Annotated in this window: 22 protein-coding genes and 1 tRNA gene; 6 read left to right on the forward strand and 17 right to left on the reverse strand. The window is 56.0% G+C overall.

Annotation, left to right across the window (positions count from 1 at the left end; genetic code table 11):
• Positions 1-203: 203 nt before the first annotated feature.
• Positions 204-1,691 (forward strand): transposase, encoded by a 1,488-nt coding sequence (locus SH661x_RS04375; protein WP_437228372.1) that lies wholly within the window; start codon positions 204-206, stop codon positions 1,689-1,691.
• 439 nt (positions 1,692-2,130) lie between these two features.
• Here SH661x_RS04375 and SH661x_RS04380 read toward each other — a convergent pair whose 3' ends face one another.
• The 7 genes from SH661x_RS04380 to SH661x_RS04410 form a co-directional block, all read right to left on the reverse strand.
• Positions 2,131-2,550: an HNH endonuclease gene (locus SH661x_RS04380; protein ID WP_437228374.1), complete on the reverse strand. Its 420-nt coding sequence runs from the start codon at positions 2,548-2,550 to the stop codon at positions 2,131-2,133.
• Positions 2,551-2,991: 441 nt separating this feature from the next.
• Positions 2,992-4,194, reverse strand: a complete 1,203-nt coding sequence (locus tag SH661x_RS04385) for a hypothetical protein (protein ID WP_437228376.1) — start codon at positions 4,192-4,194, stop codon at positions 2,992-2,994.
• Between the two features lie 315 nt (positions 4,195-4,509).
• The gene (locus SH661x_RS04390; protein WP_437228378.1) at positions 4,510-4,734 is read right to left on the reverse strand and encodes a helix-turn-helix domain-containing protein; all 225 of its coding nucleotides are present in this window, start codon (positions 4,732-4,734) and stop codon (positions 4,510-4,512) included.
• Between the two features lie 9 nt (positions 4,735-4,743).
• The gene (locus tag SH661x_RS04395; protein ID WP_437228380.1) at positions 4,744-5,736 is read right to left on the reverse strand and encodes an AAA family ATPase; all 993 of its coding nucleotides are present in this window, start codon (positions 5,734-5,736) and stop codon (positions 4,744-4,746) included.
• Positions 5,737-6,389: 653 nt separating this feature from the next.
• Positions 6,390-6,707, reverse strand: a complete 318-nt coding sequence (locus SH661x_RS04400) for a hypothetical protein (RefSeq protein WP_437228382.1) — start codon at positions 6,705-6,707, stop codon at positions 6,390-6,392.
• 8 nt (positions 6,708-6,715) lie between these two features.
• Positions 6,716-7,201, reverse strand: a complete 486-nt coding sequence (locus tag SH661x_RS04405) for a hypothetical protein (RefSeq protein ID WP_437228383.1) — start codon at positions 7,199-7,201, stop codon at positions 6,716-6,718.
• Positions 7,202-7,467: 266 nt separating this feature from the next.
• Positions 7,468-7,728: a hypothetical protein gene (locus tag SH661x_RS04410; RefSeq protein WP_437228385.1), complete on the reverse strand. Its 261-nt coding sequence runs from the start codon at positions 7,726-7,728 to the stop codon at positions 7,468-7,470.
• A 1,006-nt stretch (positions 7,729-8,734) separates the two neighbouring features.
• On the opposite strand from SH661x_RS04410, the gene SH661x_RS04415 reads away from it, so the two are divergent.
• The gene (locus SH661x_RS04415; protein WP_437228387.1) at positions 8,735-9,328 is read left to right on the forward strand and encodes a recombinase family protein; all 594 of its coding nucleotides are present in this window, start codon (positions 8,735-8,737) and stop codon (positions 9,326-9,328) included.
• A 314-nt stretch (positions 9,329-9,642) separates the two neighbouring features.
• Here SH661x_RS04415 and SH661x_RS04420 read toward each other — a convergent pair whose 3' ends face one another.
• The 7 genes from SH661x_RS04420 to SH661x_RS04450 all read right to left on the reverse strand — a co-directional run bounded on the left by SH661x_RS04420 (position 9,643) and on the right by SH661x_RS04450 (position 16,382).
• Positions 9,643-10,947 carry an ABC transporter ATP-binding protein gene (locus SH661x_RS04420; RefSeq protein WP_437228389.1) on the reverse strand — a complete coding sequence of 435 codons (1,305 nt, stop codon included), beginning with the start codon at positions 10,945-10,947 and terminating at the stop codon, positions 9,643-9,645.
• Between the two features lie 85 nt (positions 10,948-11,032).
• Positions 11,033-11,959, reverse strand: a complete 927-nt coding sequence (locus SH661x_RS04425; protein ID WP_437228391.1) for an ABC transporter permease — start codon at positions 11,957-11,959, stop codon at positions 11,033-11,035.
• Positions 11,960-12,044: 85 nt separating this feature from the next.
• Positions 12,045-13,025 carry an ornithine carbamoyltransferase gene (argF, locus tag SH661x_RS04430; protein WP_437228393.1) on the reverse strand — a complete coding sequence of 327 codons (981 nt, stop codon included), beginning with the start codon at positions 13,023-13,025 and terminating at the stop codon, positions 12,045-12,047.
• Positions 13,026-13,118: 93 nt separating this feature from the next.
• Positions 13,119-14,093, reverse strand: a complete 975-nt coding sequence (locus tag SH661x_RS04435; protein ID WP_437228395.1) for a 3'-5' exoribonuclease YhaM family protein — start codon at positions 14,091-14,093, stop codon at positions 13,119-13,121.
• 434 nt (positions 14,094-14,527) lie between these two features.
• Positions 14,528-14,601 (reverse strand) — tRNA-Met (locus tag SH661x_RS04440).
• Between the two features lie 189 nt (positions 14,602-14,790).
• Positions 14,791-15,534, reverse strand: coding sequence for an SMC-Scp complex subunit ScpB (scpB, locus tag SH661x_RS04445; protein ID WP_437228397.1), 744 nt, complete (start codon positions 15,532-15,534; stop codon positions 14,791-14,793).
• Positions 15,531-16,382, reverse strand: a complete 852-nt coding sequence (locus SH661x_RS04450; RefSeq protein ID WP_437228399.1) for a hypothetical protein — start codon at positions 16,380-16,382, stop codon at positions 15,531-15,533. The genes scpB and SH661x_RS04450 overlap by 4 nt, the downstream gene beginning before the upstream one ends.
• Positions 16,383-16,809: 427 nt before the next feature.
• Here SH661x_RS04450 and SH661x_RS04455 point away from each other — a divergent pair, with 427 nt between their 5' ends.
• The gene (locus SH661x_RS04455) at positions 16,810-18,120 is read left to right on the forward strand and encodes a 3-keto-disaccharide hydrolase (protein WP_437228401.1); all 1,311 of its coding nucleotides are present in this window, start codon (positions 16,810-16,812) and stop codon (positions 18,118-18,120) included.
• A 264-nt stretch (positions 18,121-18,384) separates the two neighbouring features.
• On the opposite strand, the gene SH661x_RS04460 is transcribed toward SH661x_RS04455, so the two are convergent.
• Positions 18,385-19,380, reverse strand: coding sequence for a S1C family serine protease (locus SH661x_RS04460; protein WP_437228403.1), 996 nt, complete (start codon positions 19,378-19,380; stop codon positions 18,385-18,387).
• 237 nt (positions 19,381-19,617) lie between these two features.
• On the opposite strand from SH661x_RS04460, the gene SH661x_RS04465 reads away from it, so the two are divergent.
• Positions 19,618-20,871 (forward strand): RNA polymerase sigma factor, encoded by a 1,254-nt coding sequence (locus SH661x_RS04465; protein ID WP_437228405.1) that lies wholly within the window; start codon positions 19,618-19,620, stop codon positions 20,869-20,871.
• A gap of 124 nt (positions 20,872-20,995) precedes the next feature.
• Complete coding sequence (locus SH661x_RS04470; protein ID WP_437228407.1) at positions 20,996-22,066, forward strand: S1C family serine protease; 1,071 nt, start codon at positions 20,996-20,998, stop codon at positions 22,064-22,066.
• 16 nt (positions 22,067-22,082) lie between these two features.
• Here the strand turns inward: SH661x_RS04470 and SH661x_RS04475 are convergent, their stop codons facing one another.
• Positions 22,083-22,880, reverse strand: a complete 798-nt coding sequence (locus SH661x_RS04475; protein WP_437231169.1) for an HpcH/HpaI aldolase family protein — start codon at positions 22,878-22,880, stop codon at positions 22,083-22,085.
• Between the two features lie 204 nt (positions 22,881-23,084).
• On the opposite strand from SH661x_RS04475, the gene SH661x_RS04480 reads away from it, so the two are divergent.
• Positions 23,085-23,468, forward strand: coding sequence for a DUF4440 domain-containing protein (locus SH661x_RS04480; protein WP_437228409.1), 384 nt, complete (start codon positions 23,085-23,087; stop codon positions 23,466-23,468).
• Between the two features lie 171 nt (positions 23,469-23,639).
• Here the strand turns inward: SH661x_RS04480 and SH661x_RS04485 are convergent, their stop codons facing one another.
• On the reverse strand, positions 23,640-24,800 hold the full coding sequence (locus SH661x_RS04485; protein WP_437228411.1) for an ROK family protein: 1,161 nt from the start codon (positions 24,798-24,800) through the stop codon (positions 23,640-23,642).
• Positions 24,801-25,010: the final 210 nt, after the last annotated feature.

Here is a 25,010-nt window from a genome sequence, read left to right on the forward strand (position 1 = left end):
GGTCTCCTTCATGGCTGTTTACTCAGCGGAGGATCTCGGAGGCGACGAAGCCCTTCGTACAATGCACCTGCTGCTGAGAAACTGGAGTCTCGTAGGCAGCTTGGCATTTCTCGCCTATCAGCCCGTTGAATTTCCTTTCTTCGCTTGACAGGTCTGGTAGATTGCCGGTGGTTCGGATTTCAGGCATTCAGGGAGGGTGACCGATGGCGTTGGGGAAGCGGGAGGAGTCGCAGCAGCAGGAGTTCTGGACTCCGACAGCGAGTCTCTCCAGAGGACCGGGGCATGTCTTTTATGACAAGCTCAATCAGGTGCTGGCCAAGGCGGGATTCGACAAGGTTCTCGAGGACCTCTGCTCGCCTTATTACGCCAGCACGGGTCGCATGTCGATCCCTCCGGGCGTCTATTTCCGCATGCTGTTGGTCGGGTACTTTGAAGGGATCGACTCCCAAAGAGGCATCGCCTGGCGGTGCGAAGATTCTCTCTCGCTGCGAAGGTTCCTGGGCATTCCGCTGGGGAAAGAGACCCCGGACCACAGCAGCCTGACACGCATTCGTGATCGACTCCCGCTGGAGATTCACCAGCAGGTGTTCCAGCTGGTGCTCAGCATCATCGATGAACATGGTCTCCTCAAGCTGAAATCAACCGGTGTCGACTCCACGTTGCTGGAGGCCAACGCCGCCATGAAGACGATCGTCCGTAAGGACTCGGGCGAAGACTGGAAGGAGTTCCTCAATCGCCTGATGCAGGAGGAAGGGCTGATCGAAGAAGACGATGATCCCAGCGACGATGACCTGCGGAAGTTCGATAAAACCCGTCATCAGCAGGGGAAGAAGAAGGTCTCTAATGCCGACTGGGAATCGTCGTCAGACCCCGATTCCCGCATCGTGAAAATGAAAGATGGCCGCACTCATCTGGGCTATAAAGCGGAACATGTGATCGACCTGGAGAATGAGTTCATCCTCTCCGCCACGGTGTGTCATGGGACGAACAGTGATGCCGGCACGCTCATCGAAAGCGTGGTGAATGCCCAGCAGAACGTGATTCTCGCTGGGAGTCCGGAAGAGATTGAAGAGGTTGCTGCCGACAAGGGGTATCACAAGAACGAGACGATCACGCAGGCCACGCAGCTGGGACTGCGAACGTACATCCCGGAGCCGAACTCACAACACCATCGCAAGTGGATCGACAAGCCGGAGGAGGTCCAACAGGCAGTGCTCAACAACCGCCAGCGGATGAGTCGAGCCAAAGGGAAGAACCTGCAGCGTCAACGCAGCGAGAAGGTGGAACGCAGCTTCGCCCATGTGTGCGAAACCGGCGGAGCGAGACGAACGTGGCTGCGAGGAATTGAGAAGATCAACAAGCGTTACCTGATCGTGGCTGCAGCCAGGAACCTGGGCCTCCTCATGCTCAAAGCATTCGGAATTGGCAAACCCCGAGGTCTGCAAGGCGGACTGAGGGCCCTGGTGGCACTCTGGGGAACCTGCACGCTGCTCTGGGCCGCTCTGAGAAACCGCCTGCGATCGCTCCAGGCAAGGACAGCTCATCCGATGGCGTTCCGAGACATCAACTGGCAATTGACCCCACAGCGACCACGTACACCCCGGAAACTCCAAATCATGCCAACTTCAACGGGCTGCTATGCGGAGCACATTGCTGATCCCCTTGAAGTGGATTCCGTGCAGGTGGTCTGACTTTGCCTCAAACAAAATAGCCCCCCGATCCGAAAGGAAAGGGGGGCTTTTCCGTTAATTCATCCCTTCAGTCTAACTTGTCAGATTCACCAGAAAGAATCTGCCCGTTGGTGTCTTCACCCTGAAAGGGACGTATCGCCCAGAGCGGGCATGCGACAACCGGACATTTCGTAATCTCGGAACTCTGTCCGCAACTGCATTCCAGACACTTCAGCTTAATCGCATCCGCCCGACTGGTGCCTTTCTTGCAGAATCGATCTATCGTGCCTCGATACCGCTTCGGAAGACTCCGGAGCAGTGTGCTTCTTAGAATCTTCAACGCCAGTCCTTTTGAACCGCCCATTTTGGGCACTTCGGAGAGGGATTGGTTCGGGAAAGGGCTACAGGTCAAGTTGAGAGCCTTGCGTTTGAAGTGGCATTCTTGAGCCTTTCAAATGGGTTATTGATGCTGGTCTCTGCAACACAGGGGAGTATGCTTCCAGGACTCTGCCCGATGGATCTTTCCGATTGCCTGCCGGCTCACTCCGAACTGTGCAGCAACCTCGGACTGGGTAAAGCCGGCTTTCAGGAGTCGGCGTACCTCACTGACCTGTTCAGGGGAGAGCTTTGCAGGAGCCCGTAGACGTTCTGAACGATCTCGGGAGTTATCCGCATGGGAGCCCAGTTCCAGATGATCCGGATTCACACAGGCCGGGTTATCACACTTGTGGCGAACCAGGTGACCGGCAGGAATGGAACCGTAAGTGATCTGATAAGAAACCCGATGAGCTCCTTGCTGCTTCCCGTCGAAACGACACATCCCATAGCCGTGTGTTGCAGAAGCATTCCAGATCCAGCATCCCGATTCCGCTTTTATCACCCTTCCCCTTCCCATCAACCAGCTTAAGTTGTTGGGGTGACAACTCATCCTCTTGCCGATCGACTCACGAGATCCGATCGTGACGCAATTCCTGCAACCTGCCGAGGTGTTACATCACGGTGAGCGTTCATTCGTGACACCGCTGATACCGCATTCGGTTAAAGATCTTTAGAGACTCCGCCATCGGGCGGAGACCGCCACGTGGATCGTGTACGATCTGGCGATGACACCGGGCGCAGAGAGACGCTGTCTTCCCTACAATTGCTTCAGGGCTCAAGCCGGCCTCTGCAGCGGGACAGAACGTTGTCGAAGCTGGTTCGCCACAGCATCCACAGTACGGATTTCGTTCTAGGGCCAGTCTATGGGGTGCTTTCCATTGGGGTTCAGGGTCTTTCTTTGGACCACAGAACGCCGTTCGTAAACGATAAAGGGGAATTATTTTCAGTTGAAGGCGTCCTTGCAAATCACGCAGGGAAATTTGTGCAGTAGATGTAACGGAATCACGTACCCGGCCATCAACTCCATGATATTTGAACCCAGTCCAAGCCATCGGTGGGGATTGTCATACTCAACCTTGAGTACGCATTTGGGTTTCCGTCCCGGATCAATCACCGTCTCAGTGTGTTCGACAGACTCCGTGAAAGAGCCAATCTCTTGGAAGCGATCATCGACTCCAGCGGTTTTGATATACCACGTGTACGGGTCTGGCGGGTCGTTGCCGTTGGAGAGCGGGAGTGTGGCTGTGATGGTGCGGTCGGAGTTGTCCTCGTGTGTGAGTGCGATTGAACCTGGCACCATGTCGCTTGCAAACGAGTCGTCATCCAGTTCGTCGGAGATCCCTTCATACAGCTTGCCACTGGTAGTCAGGGTGCCGTTGGAATCCCAGCCACCCGAGAAAGAGTATCCAGCGAGAATTGAGTAGTCTCCCCTCGACATCCGCACGTTGAACGTCGTTCCTCCTACAGTGTAGTACGCCTGAATGAATCCGAACGGAGCGGGTATAAGGACACTTCGAAACGTACCGACGCTGCTTACACTCCCGACGAGACTTCCAGCGAGCAAATTGTCCACTAATGTTGTTAGTTCTGAAACTCCGGTCGGAGAGAGTCCCGCAGGAAACGGGGCTGCTTTGACAGCCTCCACGATCTGCCTCAGATTCACACCCGGCTTCCTCGGTGCCGTGATGCTCACGCTGAGAGTCTTACTGGCCAGAAAGTCCTCGATCGGTGTGCCTGTGACATCCACGCAATCAGCGTTGGTTGTCATCCCGCTACCATCTGGACCGGGTCCAAGCTGGCCCCAGACTAACTCAGTCGTCGCACTGGCGTCGTTGACAACCTCGGTGCTTCCTCCTGCAGCGAACCCATCACACTGATTGCCGCAGAGAGCGAACCCGCCATCTTGGTTAAAGAAGTTGTAGAACGTCGTTCCCAGAGCAGCAGACAGAGCCGCGTTGACATCACTCGGAGTCTCGAACAGCTCCTCGCCAGACGCTGAGAGCTGCAAGTCAAAGCCATCCGGGACGAACGAGAATACGTTGCAGTATTCGATAGTGGGAGGTTCAACCACCGTATCAAGGCGGAATCGCACTTGGCCTGGCTCAACCCCAGAGATCACCAGTGTTGGTGTCACTTGCTCAGGCATGAGAGGCTCCCTGTGTTGCGGAGACCACGGGAGGATCAATCTCAATGAGACGCAGACGCACGGAATGAGGAGGCAAATCACCATCGTCAGTCGGATGTACGTCAGCATCGAATTCGACTTCGAGTTTGAACCAAGTTGGCGCATTATCGATATCCCCAATGTCCCGGGATGAGAAGGGAGTCCCAACTTGAGCCTTGAAGCCGTTAGGGAACGTTGTTGTGTAAGTTTTCGACGTAGGTGAAGTCATTTGATCTTTCAATTTTCAGCGGTGAAGTAGGTCCTCGCAACACAGGAGGTCCTTTTCTATCGGTCGGTTTACAGTGGTATGGAGGACTGTGAATTCAACCAATCCTTGACACTCTGGATCGGGAACCGCAGCCGACTGCACACTCGGACAAACGGAATTGCAGGCAGCTTGTTGCCTGGGTGGTTGACCATCTCCCGTACCGTTCGCGGTGTCAGCCGCAGATACTCCGCAACCTCCTTTACCGTCCAAAACTCGCGTTGAATCATTGAATCTCCTTGAAAATATTTTTGCATAAGTTGAAGTTAAACCGCTTCAAACCCACTCCGCATTCCGCCCCCTTTGAGGATTCTGCATTGACGGATCTCTCCCCTCTCCAAAAGCGTCTGCAGCAGAGGTTTCACTGTGCCCTGACGCCATTTGAGTCTGCTCTCCAGACCGGTCTGGGTATCGGGCTGTTCTCGAAGTGCATTGAGAAGCTGACCCAGCTTCTCAATTACCGGCGTTTGCGGGGATGTTTCTTTCCTCGCCAGACCGGAAACGTCTAGGTCCGACGCCTTCCGCCACCGTGGAAACTCCCATCGAAGTCCCAACGGGGGAAACTCTTCAAAGCTTCTGAGGACGCCCTGGAGAACCGCGCAGTTGGCTTCTCTGTGTTTGCGAAGCACCAAATGGGCATCTACAGCTCGGGCCTGAACGCCTGAACCACTTCCGATGTCGATCACAGCCTTATTGGCTTGGCTGCCCTTTGTTGCATGATGAATTAACACAATGGCGCAGTTCAGCCGGTCTGCCAGATTCTCCAGGCGATTATAGAATCCTCGCTGATCTTTACTGCTGTTTTCGTCACTACCATCAGCCATGAGGCGATAAGAGGGGTCGAGAATAAGAAGGTCGAGGCCAGCTCCGGCCATCACCTTTTCGAGAGCGTCTGCCAGCGTCTCAAGATTGACACCCTGCCCCCTCAACGGGAGAACTCGGAGATTCTCAAGTGCGTCTAGTGACGTGCTGCGAGACTCTGCAATCCTTTGTAACCGACTTGCAAGCGTCTCCGGGTGCAACTCCGCATCCACCAGCAGTACCTTACTGGCAGTTGTCGGAAAGGTGTCAATCCATGCAATTCCCTGTGAGACAGAGATCGCCAGATCTTCGACAAACCAGGACTTCCGCCCTTTTGAAGAGCAAACCAGATTTGCAACTTCACCACGGCGCAGGACGCCGTCAATCACCGCTTCCCGAAGTTCTGGGAATTCCCGTGCCAACTCTGCACTGGAAAAAATGCGTGGCAGTTCAGCCACCTGGGATGCTATTCCTCAATCTGTGTTCCTCGCATTTGGAGATGTCTCCACCACTACCACAACAACACCGCTATACAGCGGATGTTGTAGTGGTGGTGTAGACAAAGGAGACCCGCATCGCTTGTGCGGGGAAAATCAACAGCCGATGGAGCATCGAGACAAATTAGAATCTCAGCTCAACATCCCAAGTACACAAACCATATCACCAGCACGGAAACATTCTAATGCCTGACAGACTGAAGTCAAGAAAAATCTGCGGTAAGTGTGAAAAATTGTCAGGCTGAGACTTGCGTAATTCCTCACGGGGTGTTCTGCGAATTGCGGGGATGTTTCCGGATGTTTCAGCATGTGTTGCGGGGTCGTATCCTTCGACTATAAAGGCGGTTTCAGACGGTTTGGGGGTGTTCAACCGACACCACGCCCCGAGAGTTTGTCGAACGTACATCATCAGATGTGGAAGTCGAATGTTCGCACTACTTACCGCGATACCGCATTGGTTTTGCATTTCGCTTGATGATTCCTGATGCGAAAACGCAGGAAGGTCCCTGCAACACAGGTGATGCAATGTCGAAGCCAAGCCCTGTTTGTGAGTCTGGTCGGTCTTCTGCACCTATGCACACTGCATATCGAGGTCCTCCGAGCGGTCTCGCACGTCAGCGGAACCATGCGTAAGGATTGTCTTTGAGGCGGTCCATCAGGTCGTAGTACAGCCTCTTCCTGTCTAACTCCTCACCCACTCCGACGTACCGCATCTGCTGTTCGTGAGTGGACTCCCTCATCTGCTTCAATTCGGCTTCCCATTTGATCGCTGCTGCGGACTCATGCCAGGCGGTAATCAGTACGACCAGCATCAGAGCGGTGAAAACAGCAACTCCGCTGAAGGCGGCTTGTCTGAGACTTAAAAGCATTGAACTTGCCTGTGTTGCGAAGTCCGGAGAATCGCGAGAAGAGGCATCCGACTGCAGCAGCATGGGGGATCTCAGGGTTGACTCCTCTGAAATGCCTTTCGTACCCACTTCCGACCGATGGAAGCAGTATGTACACAGACTTGTTTCAACCTATCTTTCCAGAGATTAACAAGCTTCTGGAGGTCTTCTGCTGCCTTCTCGTCTGCAAGGCGCTCACGTTCGTCGATGACCTTCTGCTGCTCGATACGTATTCGCCGTCGTTCCTGAATTTCAAGTTTCAACTTCTCCGCTGACTCTTGGTCAGAGTGCTGTTTGCCGTTTATCCAGAAGACGCTGTTTCGGCAGTGCGGACAGATGTTCGCTCCTTCCGTGATACCTTCTCTGCAGTGGATGCACCGGGGCCTGTTGTCGAGAAAACAGGAGATGAGGACGCCCAAAGGCCCGAACAACAGGCCTAACATGAATCCCCCGCCACCAGCGTTCTTTGAGGATGCAACAGCAGCTCCTGCCAATGCGCAGATCCCAGCAACCACGAAAATCAAGAAAATAAGTTCCATCGGTAGGCCCTTTCGATTTAGCGGCGGACTGGATTGCCAATCTACCAAAATTCCATCCAGCAACTGATACAAATCGCTATTTTCTATCATGCGACACATCGCACCCGATCAATCCCGGCATGGGGAGAGTGATTACATCCGCTCCCAATCATTCAGCCCGAAGTCGGCGTTTGTTTCCTGATGGAGATCTGGATGAGCGGTCTCTGCAGCAGAGAAGGTGTGTGAAAGACGGATGCAAACTGTCAGGTAAGTCAGTCGCGGCCTGTTCATTGTTTCTCAGCATCTACGATTACCGGCCTTTTGAAAATGCATTCATAGACAGCGGATTGGTATTCTCCCCGGGTTGCCCTTCTTGCGAATGCCAGATCCCACCCGTCTCTTCCAAGCCTGTTCATCTGAGAATCAAAAAGTACATCGTCTACGCTCTCGATTCGATACTCCCATGTCACAGCCGGTGGTTTGATGACAGGAGGATCATAAACAGTAACGTTAATCAGCCACGCCAGTTCGCCGATGATGGCAACCATTAGGTAAGCTTCTAGTCGCCATATCTTTGCTTGCTGATGAAATGGAGGCAGGTCTGAAGTTCGCTCTGCATGGCGACCATCGTCAGCTTCCGATGTGGAGTTTGACTGTATAGGAGCAACTTCTTCCTCGTGTGAAACGTCTCGCTCTGGGCTTTTTGGGACTGCGTTATGCTCTGCGGATTCCTCGGACGCCTTTGTCGCATCCTCAAGGTTTGGGAGAGTAAACGGTGAGCTACAACCTGGGCAAGTTGCGGTTTTACCAAGCAAATCTTTTGTCACATTAAGAGTGGCATCGCAATTGGGACAATTCAGGCGGTACTTTCGCATTGTCGGCCCTTTGGTGTTAATCACAGAATCACGTCCGTGACGAATGCTGGCATCCTTTTCGGTAGGAATCAATCAAAAACGACCGCGCAAGGTTACTGCCCCGTCCCTTGCTTCCCCCTCCCCATCTCTGTTCAAAGCCGGGTGGGGGTCTGTCACAGGTCTCCGCAACAGGCTTTCGCCTGGATAGCAGGAGAAGCATGAGGACGGTAGGCTCTCATGGCTTGAAGGGCTCCAGGGGAATGAAACGTAGGATAGACCGGCAAGGCTCCATGTGTTGCGGAGTACTCCTCACAGAAACGCTCTCCAGTGCTTGCGAAGTGGCGATTTCGGGCAGTTTCTCAAGTAGTTGCCTGCCGGACATACTTGGAGTCATCTTTCACTACTCCCCTCTGAAGTGCCCTTCCTGAGGGGTTTGAGGGGAACTCAGTGAGATGCCCGCATGGCTGGCTGTTGCAGGGCTCCAGGTTCAAATGCTTCACCTGTGATGGGAAGTACCCCGCAACACAGGGGGTGAGTGACTGGAAAGTGTAAACGGTGAACCCTCATCGGAAATCGAGGGATTTCAGACTGAGAAATAAGGGTTTACGTCATCGGCAAAGTGTATCCCGTGAAGTAAAGATCACAGTTGACATTTGTGGTGGAACTTGGCATACTCCTGTCAGTTCAAACAGGAGCCTGAATGATGATTGCAGTCTACGTTCGAGTGAGCAGCCGGCAGCAGGACACGAAGAGCCAGGAGCCAGACCTGAAGAAATGGGCAGATGCTCAAGACGGTGAAGTCCGCTTCTACCGGGACAAGGCAACCGGCAAGACGATGGATCGTCCGGCATGGAACAAACTGCAATCCGCAATCGAAGCCGGGGAAGTCTCTCAAGTGGTCTGCTGGCGCTTGGATCGGCTGGGACGTACCGCATCCGGCCTTACAAGGCTGTTTGACGATCTCCAGAAGCGGAAAGTCAATCTGGTCAGCTTGAAAGATGGATTGGACCTTGGCACCCCAGCTGGGCGTCTTATGGCGAACGTCTTGGCTTCAGTGGCTCAGTTTGAGACAGAAGTCCGCTCAGAGCGAATTGCTGCGGGGATTGAGAAGGCGAAGGCAGACGGCAAGACCTGGGGAGGATCTAAGAAGGGTCGGCTGTTGTCCGTCACTCCCGAGCAGATTCAGTCCGTCCGGCGAATGGCTGCTGAAGGCACAAAGAAGGCTGCAATTGCCCGGGCAACCGGCCTGAGTCGTCCTACAGTCTATCGCTTATTAGGAAATGCGATTGGCTGACCCAAATTTGACCCACTCTTCCAAATCCACGCTGAAATGGTTGAGAACAACCGGCAGTGACAAAAATGCTTCGGCTGGATAAAATACGGATGTTCCATTGAAATCTGCTGTGACGTGAGAGATTCCTAAGAAGGAAGCCGAAAGATTCTGATTCTTTTAGTCTAGGTTCGAATCCTAGTCGGGCAATTTTAAACCGCACCGGAGAAATGACTTCTGTCGATCATCCGGTGCGGTTTTTTGTTTTGAATCCCCTTGAGAAGCCCCGATTTCCCTCGTCGCAGAGATCTTTTCTGCTGGGGGTGGCGTCAAAGTCGTTATTTTTCGCTGAGCATTTCCGGGGACTTCGACTGATCCGGATTGATCGACCAGGGGAGATGAGGGTGTACGACTCCAATTGGACGTTCGTACCACCCATCTCGTCGAACTGCTCGAGAAACCGTGTCGAACTGGAGGAGATGAGGGTAATCCTCGATCGCTTCTCCATTGCAAAGCAGAAGGCAGCGTAGCGTGTAGACCCCTTCATTCAGGAGATTTGCAGGGACCGTGCATTCGGCCTCATACACGCCAGTTGCCAGCGGCTTTCGCTTGTCGGGGTCCGGATAGGTATTGAAGGCGACGAGCCCTCCGAAATCGCTCAGGGCGATGCTGGGGGTGACGGTCGCGCCCGGCTGGAACACTTCGAACTTCAAGCGGAAGTTCAGCGGACAGTCCAGCGGATAAGGTCCTCCCTGCGCAGCCTGCGGTGAGGAGACACTGGCCTCGAGAAACCTTGCCGGCATGTCTCGATTGAATTGCTCCCCTGCTGTCCACCGGGACACCTGGCGTTGATGAATGGCTGCGAGGTATTCATCGATCAGTCGATCCACCGGTCCATCACTGACTAATCTTCCGGACTGCAGCAGGACGGCCCGGCTGCAAAGTGTCCGTAACGCGGTGTGATTGTGACTGACAAAGAGGACGGTTCGACCGCTGGCCCCGACGTCCTGCATCTTCCCCAGACATTTCTTCTGAAACTCCGCGTCCCCGACAGCCAGCACTTCATCGACAATCAGGATTTCTGCCTGCAGGAAGGCCGCCACAGCGAAGCCCAGACGGACTCGCATGCCTGATGAAAAGCGTTTGACTGGCGTGTCGACATACATCCGGCATCCAGCGAACTCGATGATGTCGTCGAACTGTCGGGTAATTTCCTGTCGACGCATCCCCAGGATGGCGCCGTTGAGATAGATGTTTTCCCGGGCGGTCATGTCCGGGTGCATCCCGGTCCCCACTTCCAGCAGGCTGGCGATGCGGCCACGGGCACGAATTCGGCCGGTTGTTGGAGTTGTGATTCGGGAGATGAGCTTGAGGAGCGTCGACTTTCCCGCCCCGTTCGCACCGATGATCCCGAGAATCTCCCCCTCTTTCACGTCAAAATTGAGGTCTTTGAGCGTCCAGACAAAATCCGATTTTGAGTCGAGTTCCCGGCGGTTGGACTGCCCGATGATGGTGTAAGGATCTTCTTTGCCGCGGATCTTCGCCCACCATCGATTCAAATCATGGCTGAGCGTCCCCGTACCGACTTCACCCAGCCGATACAGCTTCGAAAGGTTTCGAACTTCCAGGACAGTTTGCGACATGGGCTTCAGGCCGGTCGGTTCAGGTTCATGGTGATGCTGCGAAATTGTCCTCTGTCAATCTTCTGACATCCATTGCCCGGCCGACCTAGACAGTGTCCATGAAGTCTTGCTCGGTTCGATTGAATATCAGGATTCCCAGAAGCAGCAGTCCCACGGTAAATCCACACGCATAGGCAAGGCCGGCCCAGGTGACATCGCCGACGCCGAAAAAACCGTACTTGAACGTTTCCACGACATGGGCGATCGGATTCCACCAGAGAACGCTTCGCATGCGTGGGCCGAGCATGCTCATCGGGTAGATGATCGGCGTGGCATACATCAGAAGCTGCACTCCGAACTGCACCACGAAGGTCAGGTCGCGGTATTTGGTCGTGACTGCGCTGATCAGGATTCCAAAGCCCAGCGCGAGGCCTGCCATCAAGAGCACCAGCCACGGGATGCTGAGCAGCCAGAGATTGAAGCTGGTCACTCGGGTCGTCACTGCGAAGTATGCCAGAATCACCAGAAAGATTCCGAACTGAATCAGGAACTTGATCAGTCCCGAGACGACCAGCGAGATGGGCACGATCAGTCGTGGGAAGTAGACCTTGCCGAAGATTTCCACATTCTGAACGAACGTGTTCGATGTTCGCGTGAAGGATTCCGCGAAGTAGTTCCAGATCACAATCCCGGACAGGTAGAACAATGCCGGGGGAACACCTTCCGTCGGGATCTTCGCAATGTTTCCGAAGACCACCACAAAAACCAGCATGGTCATCAACGGCTGCAGCACATACCAGATCGGCCCAAGGATCGTCTGCTTATAGGCCGAGACGATCTCTCGATTCACGAGCACCCACAGCAAGTCACGGTACTCCCAGAGTTCCTGGACCGGCACATGGAACAGGCTGCGGCGGGGCGTAATGACCAGGGTCCAGTCCGAATCGTCCCCGGACGCTGTCCCGGCATTTCCTGAGTCCCGATTCGAGTCGGGATGCTTCTGCGAGGAAATTCCGGGAGAGGCAGAGGACATGTTCGACCTTGATTCGACCAACGCGGACCGGCGCCATTCTATCGCTCGGCGTCAACCGTCGGAAGGCGTGCTCAGGAGCGTCGATTTACCGGCGTGCCTGCTTTTTCTTCTTCGCCGACTTGATCACGCGCTTGGGCTTCGGCTTTTCTTCCGCGTGCTGCAGCAGCCAGACAATCAAGCCCTTTGCGAGGTGCATCCGGTTTTCCGCCTGCAGGAAAATCACGCTGCGAGGGTCGTCCATGGCGTCTTCACTGACTTCGAGCCCTCGACGGGCAGGGAGGCAGTGCATGAAAAGCACATTCGGGCCGGCGGCATCCAGCAGGTCCGTCGTGACCTGGAAGTCGGCAAATTCCCGGGAGCGTTTTTCTTTCTCGGCTTCCTGACCCATGCTGGCCCAGACGTCTGTGTAAATGACATCCGCGTTCTTCACAGCCTGGGCGGCATTGTTGCTCTGAGTCAGTTTGAGCTTCGGAAACTCCGTCTTCATGAGTGCAACGAACGACTCTGGAAGTTCGTATCCGCGAGGCGCAGCTACGGTGAAGGAGGCCCCGACGTGCCCGCAGACGATGGCCAGAGACTTGGCGACATTGTTTCCGTCACCGACGTAGACAATGTGCTTCCCGGCAGCATTTCCAGCGACTTCTTCAATGGTCAGAATGTCAGCCAGTGCCTGACAGGGATGGAAGTCATCCGACAGCCCGTTGATGATGGGGCATCCGGCGTGCCGGGTGAATGTCTCGATCAGTTCCTGCGAGAACGTCCGCAGCACGATGACATCGGAGTAACCGCCCAGGACTCGGGCGATATCCTCTTTGGTCTCGCGACCTTCGAAGCCGGCCTCTTTGCTGGTCATGAAGATACTGCGACCACCCAGCTGACTCATGCCCGCTTCGAAGCTGACACGGGTTCGCAGCGAAGGCTTTTCGAAAACCTGAGTCAGCACCTTGCGTTCACAAAGTGGCAACCGCTTCCCTTTGCGGGTCTGCGATTTCAGCTTGGCCGCCAGTTTGAGGATGTCACGAACTTCGCGACTGGTCACATCAAGGAGAGATGTCAGGTGCCTCATGATCACATTCCGATAAAATAAATTGCCCGTAAAATCCTGGTCTGTCGTGAGGAAGAAATCACAGAAAGCGGGAGGCCCCGGGATGCCGGCAGCTCAGGCCGACCAATCGGCCCCGCCCCCTTTGAAGAGTTTTCGCTGCATATTCGAGTGATACGGGGTCCAGTTGGAACCGGAGTTTGGATCAGACTCGATTAAGGTGACGAATTCGTTCGTTTTGGCGTCAAGATTGTCCAGATGGTGAAGCGCGATCGCTTCAGGAGTCATCGGCAGTTTGGGGCTTCCAAATTCGTAAGTCCCGTGATGACTCAGGATGAGATGCTTAAGCCGGATCGTCAGTTCGCGGGGGAACGGACGGCCGGTCACCTGTTCGGTCACGCGAATCTTGTCGTTCAGCTTCTCCACACCGATCACGAGGTGGCCGATCAGCTGCCCTTCATCGGTGTAGACGAACGACGTATCAAACCCGAGCTCCCAGATCTTTCCCAGGTCGTGCAGAAAGACACCTGCCAGGACCAGATCGTAATCCACTTTCGGATACAGGTCTGCAAGCCGGGTGGCCCCTTCTGCGAGCGTGAGGACATGTTCCAGCAGGCCGCCGTGATAGGCGTGATGCAGCCGGACGCCAGCGGGCGCCTGCTTCAGGCCCTCGACCACTTCCGGATCGCTCAGGAAGACGTCCATTAGCGAACGCAGGTCCGGATTTTTGATGGCCAGCAGCAGTTCCCGCAGCCGGGCGAACTGCTCATCGGTATTGGCATTGGTCTTGGCGACGAAATCGTCAGGTTCGACACCCTGAACGACATCAATCCGGGTCATGATCAGCTGCAGGTTCCCCTGAAAGAGCTGAACCTTCCCTTTGACTTTGACGTAGTCCCCCGGGCGAATCTGCCCGACGGTCCCTTCGTTGACATTCCAGAGCAGGCCGGAGATCTGACCGGTCTTATCGCGCAACTGGGAAAGCAGGTAGGAATCGCCATTCCGATTCGCACGAAGCTGGCGATCAGCAAGCAGATAGACTTCTTCAAGCGTTTCGCCATCCTGAAGGAGATTCACAAACCGACGCGACATCTGACGAACGCCTTAATGCCCTCAGCCTCCCGGGCGTGACCATGCTCCCCAAACAGGGGGAGACGAAAAAACAAGAAACGCCTCAAGCCAGTGGGCTGCGGCGTTTCTGCATCCAAAACGAAACTGATTTCACCTGTTTATTATCGAATGCCGCGAGTGCAGATTCGAATTGATTTCAACATTCCTCAGGCAATCGCATGATTTTTCATGAGTCGACATGCCTGAACCGGCTGCAAGGGTGAGGAGGGCTCCTCGAGGGATCGTGCCAAAACGTCAAAGTCTAAGGATGGGCAGCAGGTTGCGTCAAGCGTTCGGGCAACGCGAAGGACTTGGAGTTCGTCGCTGGCAGCGGGTTTGCCCAGGAAACGTCAGCGTCGCTGGCGAAAGGTTGCGAGATTCGACGCAACTCCAGCAACACCAAAGAGAAAAGAATGTAGCGGTGGAGGGATTCGAACCCCCGACACGCGGATTATGATTCCGCTGCTCTAACCGACTGAGCTACACCGCCAAACTGCAGCCAACTGGCTGACACCCTTGTTATCGGCAGTTCGACCGGGTGGAAAACCACGAATGCGAACCTTCGATCCCTCAAGGGATGGCCCAGTCTACACGCTCAAAATCATCTGGCAAGCCAGCGCAGCCAGATCCCCGAGTCCCACTGATTCCTCACGCCCGCCCGACCGGACGCCGCCCCGCTTTAAGCAGCAGCGGACTCATCAGGAGCATCTGGCGTCTGGGTCCCAGTCTCCTTCGCGTCGGAGAGACTTCGCCTCAGGTGTTCGGACATCGGCATCTCTTCCAGTTTCGTCAGCCCGAATGTCTCCAGAAACAGTCGGGTTGTCCCGTAGAGATAAGGGCGGCCCAGTGACTGGTCTTCTCCGGTCACCCGCACCAGATTCTTCTCCATGAGCTGCTTGATGATCTCGGCGGACTGGACCCCTCGAACCGATTCGACATCCGCGCGGGTGCATGGTTGTCGATAGGCGATGATTGCCAGCGTCTCCATCATCGGGGGAGAGAGTTTCAGCCGCGCCTGGCGATGGTGCACGCGGTCCAGCCACGGGGACAGGCTGCTCAGTGTCAGCAGTTGGTACCCGGCAGCGACACGCTCGATCCGGAATGCCGACTTTTCGCTGTCGTAGGCGGCGTTCAGCTGTTCGATGAGAGACGTTGCTTCACGTGCGTCTGCAAGAGTGGCGATCTGGGCCAGCTTCTTTGCAGCGAGCGCTCCCTCAGCGACGAAGAGGGCGGCTTCCAGTCGCGCCATCTTCGGAGTTCGAATGTACGCTGTTCCCGCATTCAGCAGGATCGTCTGCTCAGCCTTCCCTCGATGGACGAGCCAGTTCCACTTCCAGCCCTGGGCCGATGGACGGCCTGCAGTCTGTGAAGCGATCGAGCTGGCGGTTCGGCTGATTCCCGCTCGGGGAAGAAACTGCATCATCGCTGTCGGGATTCCGGTGCCATGGAAAACGACTGCGGCTTGGCGGGGAAGTTGTTTGCCGCGTATCTGCTGCGCATCCATCGGTCCACCTGCTGCAGGACCTGATTGACCGCCATCAGCGGGTCTTCCGCTTCCGATTCAAAACGGTGAACGATGTGCGGAGCATCTGCCGGCGAGAAGATGCAGACAAACAGGAATGAACCTTCAGTCGCGCCTCGCTCGAGGTGGTAGTTCTTGACTCCGAGTTCTGTCAGCCGCAAGGAGGCCTGGCGCCAGGTCAACAGCGGAGCTTCGCGGTCCAGTACTGTTTCACGCTGTGGGGACGCGGAGGCCGGTGGTGCGGATGCAAATTCTGAACGGGGAGCAAACGCTGGCTCTTCCCGAAATGCGGCAGAGGAGACAGGCTGAGGAGCTCCATGCTCCGGGAGGTCATTCCACCGCTGGGCGACCGGGGAGGAGTCAAATCGCGAGCGGGAAGGGACGGCGACGGAGTCGTTGGCATTCGCCTGGGCCTGGAAGGCGGGCGCGGTATCGTTGCCTGATGCGAAGCGGTCATCAAATCGATGATTCGGAGCGGAGGATGATCCGAATTCCGGACGGGCAGAAGGAGCCTGTCCGAATTGAGGTGCGTCGTCGAACTCGGCTTGTGAATGGGCCGACCGGGAATCGCCTTGATCACCCCAGTTGAATGCGTCACGGACTCCGCGAATCACAGTCTCCTTGGTGTTTCCGGGGCCGCCGTTGGCAGGAACAAGTTGTGGAATCCCGAAGACAGCCATCAGTCCGATTGCTGCCAGCGGAATCGAGAGGATTAATGTGGCCAGGAAGCTGGCAATTTTCGCGCCCATGGTGCGAAACCTCCATTTCAGACACGGGCATCCCTCGACCAGTCGAACCGATCTCTTTGTCAGGATGCTGCCGGGCTTCAGTGCCTGAGCGTCATCTGGAGTTCGAATTCATCCGGAACAGTCAGAGCGAACCATCCGTCGTCGCGGACTGTTGGGGAATTGTTCGGCAGAATAAAACAGAAGTGCCAAACGACACAATCTCAATGTTCGCACTTTCGTAAGGGATGGCTTTCAATAGGCTTTTGACGATTGAAAGCGGGCAAGACCGCGTCATCGGCGCGCTCAGATGGTCACCCTGCGCTCACTCCTGCTGATTCGTATTCAAGGCCGTTTGACGAGGCTCCCGGAATCGCAATCTTGTATCGCGTTCGGTAATCTGGAAGTTCGGAAAGACCACTGTACGTCTTGTGAAAATTGGAGATGAACTTTGAGAAAATCCCTGTGCTACTGTCTGGCTCTGGTCGCGTTTTGCCAAGTCGGTTTCGCCGCGGACAACACGCCTCCTGAAGGCTTCAAGGCTTTGTTTAACGGAAAAGACTTCACGGGCTGGCATGGAATGCCGCACTACGATCCGGTCAAGCTGGCCAACCTGCCGGAAGAAGAACGGGCTGCACTGCTCAAGTCATGGAACGAAGACCTGCTGAAGCATTGGAAGGTTGAGAACGGCGTCATCGTCAACGACGGTGAAGGGGTCTACCTGACCACCGACGATTCGTTTACCGATTACGAACTCCTTGTCGATTACAAGATGTTCCCCAAAGGAGACAGCGGGCTGTACCTGAAGGCCAATCCGCAGGTTCAGATCTGGGACTTCAACCAGACGGATGACAACCTGGGACCGGATCGCGTTCAGGGATCCGGAGGTCTCTGGAACAACTCCCCAGGCAAGCCCGGAAAAGATCCGCTCGTCAAGGCCGACAAGGCCATCGGCGAATGGAATCACTTCCGCGTGGTGCAGATCGGTGCACGCACCAGCGTCTGGCTGAACGATCAGCTGGTCGTCGATAACGCCATCATGGAAAACTACTTCGACCGCAAGTCTCCGCTGTTCAAGTCAGGCCAGCTGCAGCTGCAGACGCACGGCTCGGAAATTCAGTGGAAGAATATCTACCTGCGTGAGATCCCGACCGAAGAAGCCAACAAGACGTTGAAAGAGAAAGCCGGTGAAGGCTTCACCAGCATCTTCAATGGCAAGGACTTCACAGGCTGGCAGGGTGGAATTGACGGCTACGAAATCGTGGACGGCGCGATTCGCGGAAAAGAAGGACGCGGAGACGTGCTCTTCACCGAGAAGGAATACGGCGATTTCGTGGTTCAGCTGGAGTTCAAACTTCCGCCTGCCGGAAACAACGGTCTGGCCATCCGCTACCCCGGAAAGGGCGGAGCGGCGTATGACGGGATGTGCGAGCTGCAGGTGCTCGATTCGGAGCACGAAAACTACAAGACGATTGATCCCCGTCAGGCTCATGGTTCCATCTATGGCATGGTCCCCGCTGCTCGCGGATATCTGCGCAAAACCGGTGACTGGAACTACGAGATCGTCACCGTCCAGGGACCTCGCATTACCGTTGAACTGAACGGGAATGTGATTGTCGATGGCGACGTGAGCACGGTCACGGAATTCATGGGCGGAACGCCTCATCCGGGCAAGGACCGCACTTCCGGCTTCTTCGGGTTCGCAGGACACAACGACCCCGTTGAGTTCCGCAATATCGAGATCAAGGAACTGGCGAAGTAATTCGAATTCCGGCAACGGCATTCTGCCGGTGCATAAAAACCTGAAGAGCCGCACACAAAGGGTGTGCGGCTCTTTTTTTGAACGAGCGAAATTTCAACCCCGAACCGTACCGGAATTCTCCAAGGCCGCTTGAACCACGGAGGGGACGAAACTCGCGGAAACTGTCACCGCGACGTCCGCCTCGCCGTGAGTCCCGTCCCTTCTGTGGTTCATCCTGGAGTGATCTCTCCCCGCGCGTTCAGACACTCTCCGGGATCCCGCAGATCATGCAGCGATCACAACCCGCAGCTTCTCGTCATCCCGGATAGCGGTGATCTCCAGAGGCATCGTCAACGGGAACAGGGAGAGCAGTCGATAGATGTCGTCCAGGCTGCTGATCAGTCGATCGTTGATGGCGATCAGCAGATCCCCCGCCTGCAGACCGACCTGAGCGGCCGGACCGTCCGGCGAGACTTCAATGATCTCGACAGCTTCATCCGACAGCAGGTCCAGTTCCCGCATCTGTGCCGGTGGAATTCGGCGCAAGCCGGCAATGATTCCCAGCTGACGGCGACGCACCCGACCGTGGGCCAGGACTTCATGGACCACCCATTCGGCAGTTTTGCTGGGGACTGCGAATCCGAGTCCCTGTGCAAACGCGATGATCGCTGTGTTGACTCCCACGACCCGGCCCCGCGAGTCCAGCAGCGGACCGCCGGAATTTCCAGGATTGATGGGGGCAGCGTGCTGCACCACATTGTCAATCAGACGACCGTCCTGACCGCGCATGCTTCTTCCCAGGGCGCTGACCACTCCGGTCGACACCGTGGACTGCAGGCCGAGCGGACTTCCCATCGCAATCACCAGCTGTCCCACGCGCAGTGTTTCCGAGTTTCCCAGTTCCGCGTAGGGCAGATCCCGGGATGCGAGCCGCAGCAAGGCAATGTCCGTCGCAGGGTCATCACCGATGACGTCGACGTCGACACGGTCCCCTTCATTGGTCTCCGCGAGCAGACGGTGTCGACCGTCCACAACGTGGCTGTTCGTAATCGCATATCCGTCGGGAGTAATCAGAAAACCTGAGCCAGATCCTGTTGGGGGATCCCCAGGGCGATGTGTGACACTAATGACTGCCGGAGAAACGGCATCGACGACGTTGACGACGGCCTGGGAATAGGCGTCCAGAACCAGGGTGTCGTCCAGCTGTGGCTTCCGGGGTGGCTGTACGTCAGACGCTTCACCACCACTCAAGAACGTGTAGAAATTGTTTTTAGCAATCATGGTATTGCTCCTCTCTCGCCCGAACTGTCTGTCGGGCATTTGCGGTAACGGAATTGTAGGAGCGAGGGCTGCGGGAAAGGCAAAAAACCGGTCCGATTTCCATTTCTGACAACCCGCAGAACTGCAATTCGGAAAGAGCTTGCCCGATGGAGAATCGGCTGCGAAGCCTTGATTCTTCCGCACTTCCGGACGGTGGACTACAGTTATCAGAACACGCTATTAACGGACTGCCGCACGATGACCGATTCTGCCAGAACGATTCTCTCGACAGTTGATGAAATCTATCGGGCGGAGTCGCGGCGGGTCTTTGCAACGCTGGTACGACTGCTGGGCGATTTCAATCTTGCCGAAGAAGCCATGCATGATGCCTTTGCAGCCGCTGTGGAAAGCTGGCAGCGGGAAGGGATCCCTGAGAAGCCGCGTGCGTGGTTGGTCTCGACTGGTCGATTCAAGGCGATCGATGCCATGCGTCGACGCACCAAGTTCGATGCGACTCTGGCCGACATCGCCAACCGGCTCGACCAGGAAACCTGGTCTTCAGATTCGAAACTTGAAGAAGGGGTTGAAGACGACCAGCTGCGGTTGATCTTCACCTGCTGTCATCCCGCGCTGGCGCCGGAGACTCAGGTGGCCCTGACGCTTCGCGAAGTGTGCGGGTTACAGACGGAAGAGATTGCCCGGGCCTTTCTTTCTGCCCCCGCAACGATCGCCCAGCGGATCGTGCGGGGAAAGGCGAAGATTCGCGATGCGGGGATCCCATACGAAGTCCCTGTTCGAAAGGATCTTCCTGAACGGCTGGACTCGGTGCTCTCGGTGATCTATCTGGTTTTCAATGAAGGGTATTATGCCTCCTCGGGGAACTCAGTCACTCGCAGCGACCTTTCGCTGGAGGCTATTCGACTGGGTCGCATGCTGGTGGAACTGCTGCCCGATCCAGAATGCCTGGGGCTGCTGGGATTGATGCTCTTACAGGAATCTCGCCGAGCTGCCCGATCGACTCCGGATGGAGATCTCGTCCTTCTGGAACATCAGGACCGCAGTCTGTGGAATCAGTCATTCATTGCTGAGGGGACGGAGCTGGTCGAGCGCGCTTTCGCTGGAGGAGAGATTGGTTCTTATGCCATGCAGGCTGCGATTGCGGGAGTTCATGCCCGAGCAGCAACTCCTGAAGAAACAAACTGGAGCCGCATCATCGAGATCTATGATCTCCTGAAGCTCGCTGAGCCGTCCCCCATTGTGGAGCTGAATCGTTCCGTGGCGGTAGCGATGCGAGACGGTCCCCAGGCAGGGCTGACCCTGATTGATGAGATTCTCGCGGGCGGAACGCTGGAGAATTACCATCTGGCACACGCGGCCCGGGGTGACCTGTGCCGCCGTCTCAATCGGACGGAAGAGGCACGGGCGTCTTATCGACGAGCACTGGAACTGGCCCGTCAGGAACCTGAACGGAGATTCCTTCAGGGGCGTCTGCAGGAGCTCGACACCGTGTGACGGAGCGAAATTCCCACATCGACTCCTGAGGAAATTTCCCGATTGCAGGAGACGGCGTCCGGGGCAAGGGGTTAAAATTCAGGGCACTGCCGATTCTGGTCTGATCTTCGATCACGGAACAGTCATGCGTTTTTCAGCGTTCCTCAATTCGGTCCAACTTACCTTCTGGAGCATCTGTGTGCTCTCAGCAGGGATGATCAGTCTGCTGACAGTGGACTCGGCACACTCTCGGGAAGTTGCTGAACAACCGACAAAGGAAGCGGATGCCCAGGAGAATCGGGAACCGCTGCCGGAAGCGTTTTCGCGATCTGTCCCCACCTCCGTCGAAGACTTGAAGGCGATCCAGACGCACGTTGTTCAACTGGTTCCGCAGCTGACTGAGTGCACGGTCAATCTGAGAATCGGCCGCGCTCAGGGGAGCGGAGTCATTGTCTCTGCCGATGGTCTCATCCTTTCGGCAGCGCATGTGACCGGCCCTCCCGGGAAGCCGGTTCTGATTGTGACTTCCGATGGTAAGGAGTATGAAGGCCGAACGCTGGGGCGGAATACAACTCTTGACGGCTCGATGGTTCGCATCGAGTCCAGCCGCAAGGACTGGCCGCATCGCAGACTTTCGGAAGAGTCAATCCGGCCGGGAGACTGGTGTCTGACGCTGGGGCATCCCGGCGGATATCAACGGGACCGCGGACTGGTCTTGCGACTGGGACGGGTGATTGAAGAGAACGACTGGCTGATTCAGACCGACTGCGAACTCGTCGGAGGAGACTCGGGAGGGCCACTTTTCAATATGCGAGGCGATGTCATCGGCATCAACACCCGAATCGGAGAGAGCACGAAGTACAACTTTCATGTTCCCCAGTCTGCATTTTCGCGGGACTGGAGTCGCATGCTGGCGGGCGAAGACTTCAAAAGTCACAGCGGAGCCTACCTGGGGATCGGCGGCAGACCTGCGGACTCCGGAGAGGGCCTGCTGATTCAGGTCGTCGAACCCGGAACCCCGGCGGAACGGGACGGATTGAAGCAAGGAGATGTTCTGCTCTCCTTCCAGAATGTCCCGGTTGCGGACATTGACCAGCTCATCGGTCTGGTGGGAGAGGAGCCCCCGGGGCGCTCCGTCAGCATCAGGATCAGCCGCAATGGTGAGGAAAAGGAGCTTTCCGTCCGTTTGGGAATGCGCTGGAGCCGCGTGAAATAAGCCGAGTTTCCGACGTTCAGTATTTCGCGAGATTCCGGGTTCCCGGAGTCAGGTTGAGGCTGGAAACGACTCGCTGTGCTTCCGTCAACAGCATCGAAAGTTCGCTGCCGATCGCCAGAAATCTCCAGCCCTGCCCGATGCGGAACTTCACATCTTCGACAGTCATGACGTGCAGACCGACGGGAGTTCCTGTTTTTCGTCCCGCTTCCAGAATCCGCTGAAGCATTGCTTCGAAATCATCGAGCGTCGGATCCTTGCCATCGGGGGTGCGCATCTGGGCTCGCAGGTCATTGGGACCGACAAAGATGGCGTCGACTCCCGGAAGGCTGTAGATCTCCTCGGCATTTTCAACCCCCTTGGGAGATTCGGTCTGCAGGACGACCAGGATCTCGTTGTCGGCGTTCCGGTAGTACTCCGAGGGGGTCGCTTCGAAGTTGATGGCGTGCAGTGATCCCCCCAGGGACCGGTTTCCGGTCGGAGGATATTTGGCGGCAGCGATGCAGGCTTTCGCCTGTTCCACTGTTTCCACCATGGGGACAATAATTCCATAGGCTCCCGCATCCAACACGCGCTTGATATGATCGTGTCGCCCTTCCGGAACGCGGGCCAGGGGAATGCATCCGGCTTCCGCGATGGCGGCAAAGAGCATTCCCGCCTGACTCCAGTCGATCGGGGAATGTTCCAGGTCGACCGTCAGGTAGTTCAGTCCGGTCCGTGCCAACATCCGGGTGGCATTCAGATCGCCCAGGGAAAGCCAGGTTCCAATCTGCGGCTGACCCGCTTTCAAAGCAGATTTAACGGCATTTTTCTTCATCATGAATTCCGTGACGTGCCAATGGAAGATCCCCGAAGGGGAGGAGGGAAATACAGAATGGATCTGGATTGTGAAGGATCTGCCTTGATTTGACAAACGCAACCGAACTTGTGACACCTATTCCACTCGTCAGCTGACGAATCCGGCGGGGATTCTGAGGCTGCCGATCCTCAATTTTTACTCTTCAGAAACATTGATAGACCCATGTCGACTCCGGAAAAAGAACTGCTGGAAATCTCCCTGAAACTGCTCAAGACCATCGATGCCGGAGACTGGGCAGCGTATGCCGAACTCTGCGATGACCAGATCACCTGCTTCGAGCCGGAAGCGGAAGGGCATCTGGTGGCAGGATTGCCGTTTCACAAATTTTATTTCGATCTCCCGGGGAACGGGACTCCCCGTCTGTCGACCGCCAGCTCACCAAGCGTCCGCGTGATCGGAGACGTGGGGATCGTCTGCTACGCCCGGATCGTGCAGAAGCTGGACGCCAGTGGCGCTCCGGTCTCTGTCTGCTCTGATGAAACCCGGATCTGGCAGCGAGTGGGCGGGAAGTGGAAGCACATCCATTTCCATCGCTCCCCGTGCTAAGAAATCTGTCTGTGACCGACAAGGAAAGCGGTTTAGAGCGGTTTCGCCAATAATCTATTACGTTCCGCAGGCGATCATATGGACTTTCATGCGGTGAAAACCCTGAATCGCCTGCACATGATAGACCAAACTGGTTTAGCCACACATTTCCAATGTGTGGCTAAACCGTTTTTAAGACAGTGTCGGCGCCCAGGACTGCGTCAGGTGCTGGATGATCCCCGCGACAGCCGCGTGACGCTTGCTCCCGCGTGCCTGCACGATCCGGCACTCAGCGAGCGAAGGTTTCAAGGCGCGCTGCTGAGTCAGACCGAGTACCCGAGGGAACAGTTCGTCTGTCGCAGAGAAGAGTACGCCGTGCACGAACAATGCACTCGGATTGAAGATATTGATCACCGCTGCGAATGCGATCGCCAGATATTCTGCCACCTGTTCCAGTTCGACAGCGGCATCCAGTTCTCCCCCCCGTATCGACTGAACCGCTTCGCTGATTTCGACATTCCGGCCCAGTCGCAGTGAAATCGAACGGGCCAAAGCGGCATCCGTCGCCAGCGTTTCCAGGCATCCCCGGTTGCCGCAGCCGCAGACCATCCCTTGTGGATCGACGGTCATATGCCCGAGCTCGCCAGCGAGTCCGCTGTGGCCTGTCAGGATACGCCCCCCGCTCATGACCCCTAGACCCAGACCGGTGCTGATATCCAGCATGGCGAAATTGTCCTGTCCCTGAGCGTCTCCAAACATCCGCTCACCGACGCACAGGGCGTGTGATTCCTGCAGGACGACACACTGGATTTCCATTCTCGCAGCAATATCCTTCCCGGGGGTTTTGCCGTCGAGAATGTGCAGGTTCGGGGAGAACAGAACTTCCTCCCGCGACTGATGCTTCAATCCCGGCACCGTCATCCCGATCCCGCGGACTTCACTTTGCAGCGTGTCTTTCAGAGCCCGCAGTTCCAATTCGATCTTGTCCAGCAGCTCCGTGTAACTTTCGGGGGTGTTAAAGACACAGGTGCGGGTTGTGTCGAGTTGACCGTCGAGACTGGCTGCCACGATCCAGCACAGGTCCGGTTCGATGACCACTCCCAGGACACAGGCATTCACCATTGCCAGTCGAATCAGTTTTGCTGGACGACCGAACGTCGAGCTTTGTGCATCGGATTCCTCCAGCAGGCCGACATCCAGAAGCGAGGCCACTGCTTTGGAGATGGTCGGAGCACTGAGGCCTGAGAGGCGGGAGATCGCGGCACGTGAAAGCGGACCCTGCTGTTGAATCAGCTCCAGAACACGGCGTTCATTCAGTTTTCGCAGGAGCTTCGGTTCGATTCTGGCGGACATTGCTCCGAAACCTGAGTTGCTTGAAGGACGAGAGACTCCAGGACACCTAATTCGACGGCCCGCCGATGTTGCTCAATTTTGTCACTCAGGCATGTTCGGCTGAACCTGGTCCCGCTCACCGATCCTCCGGCATCCGAAGCCCTCGACCCGATAGAGAGACATTCGAACTTTCAGCAGCCGGCCAAACCTTGTGTATACAATCCCCCTATT

Origin of the sequence: Planctomicrobium stercoris (assembly GCF_051465655.1) — a bacterium.
GTDB lineage: Bacteria > Planctomycetota > Planctomycetia > Planctomycetales > Planctomycetaceae > Planctomicrobium.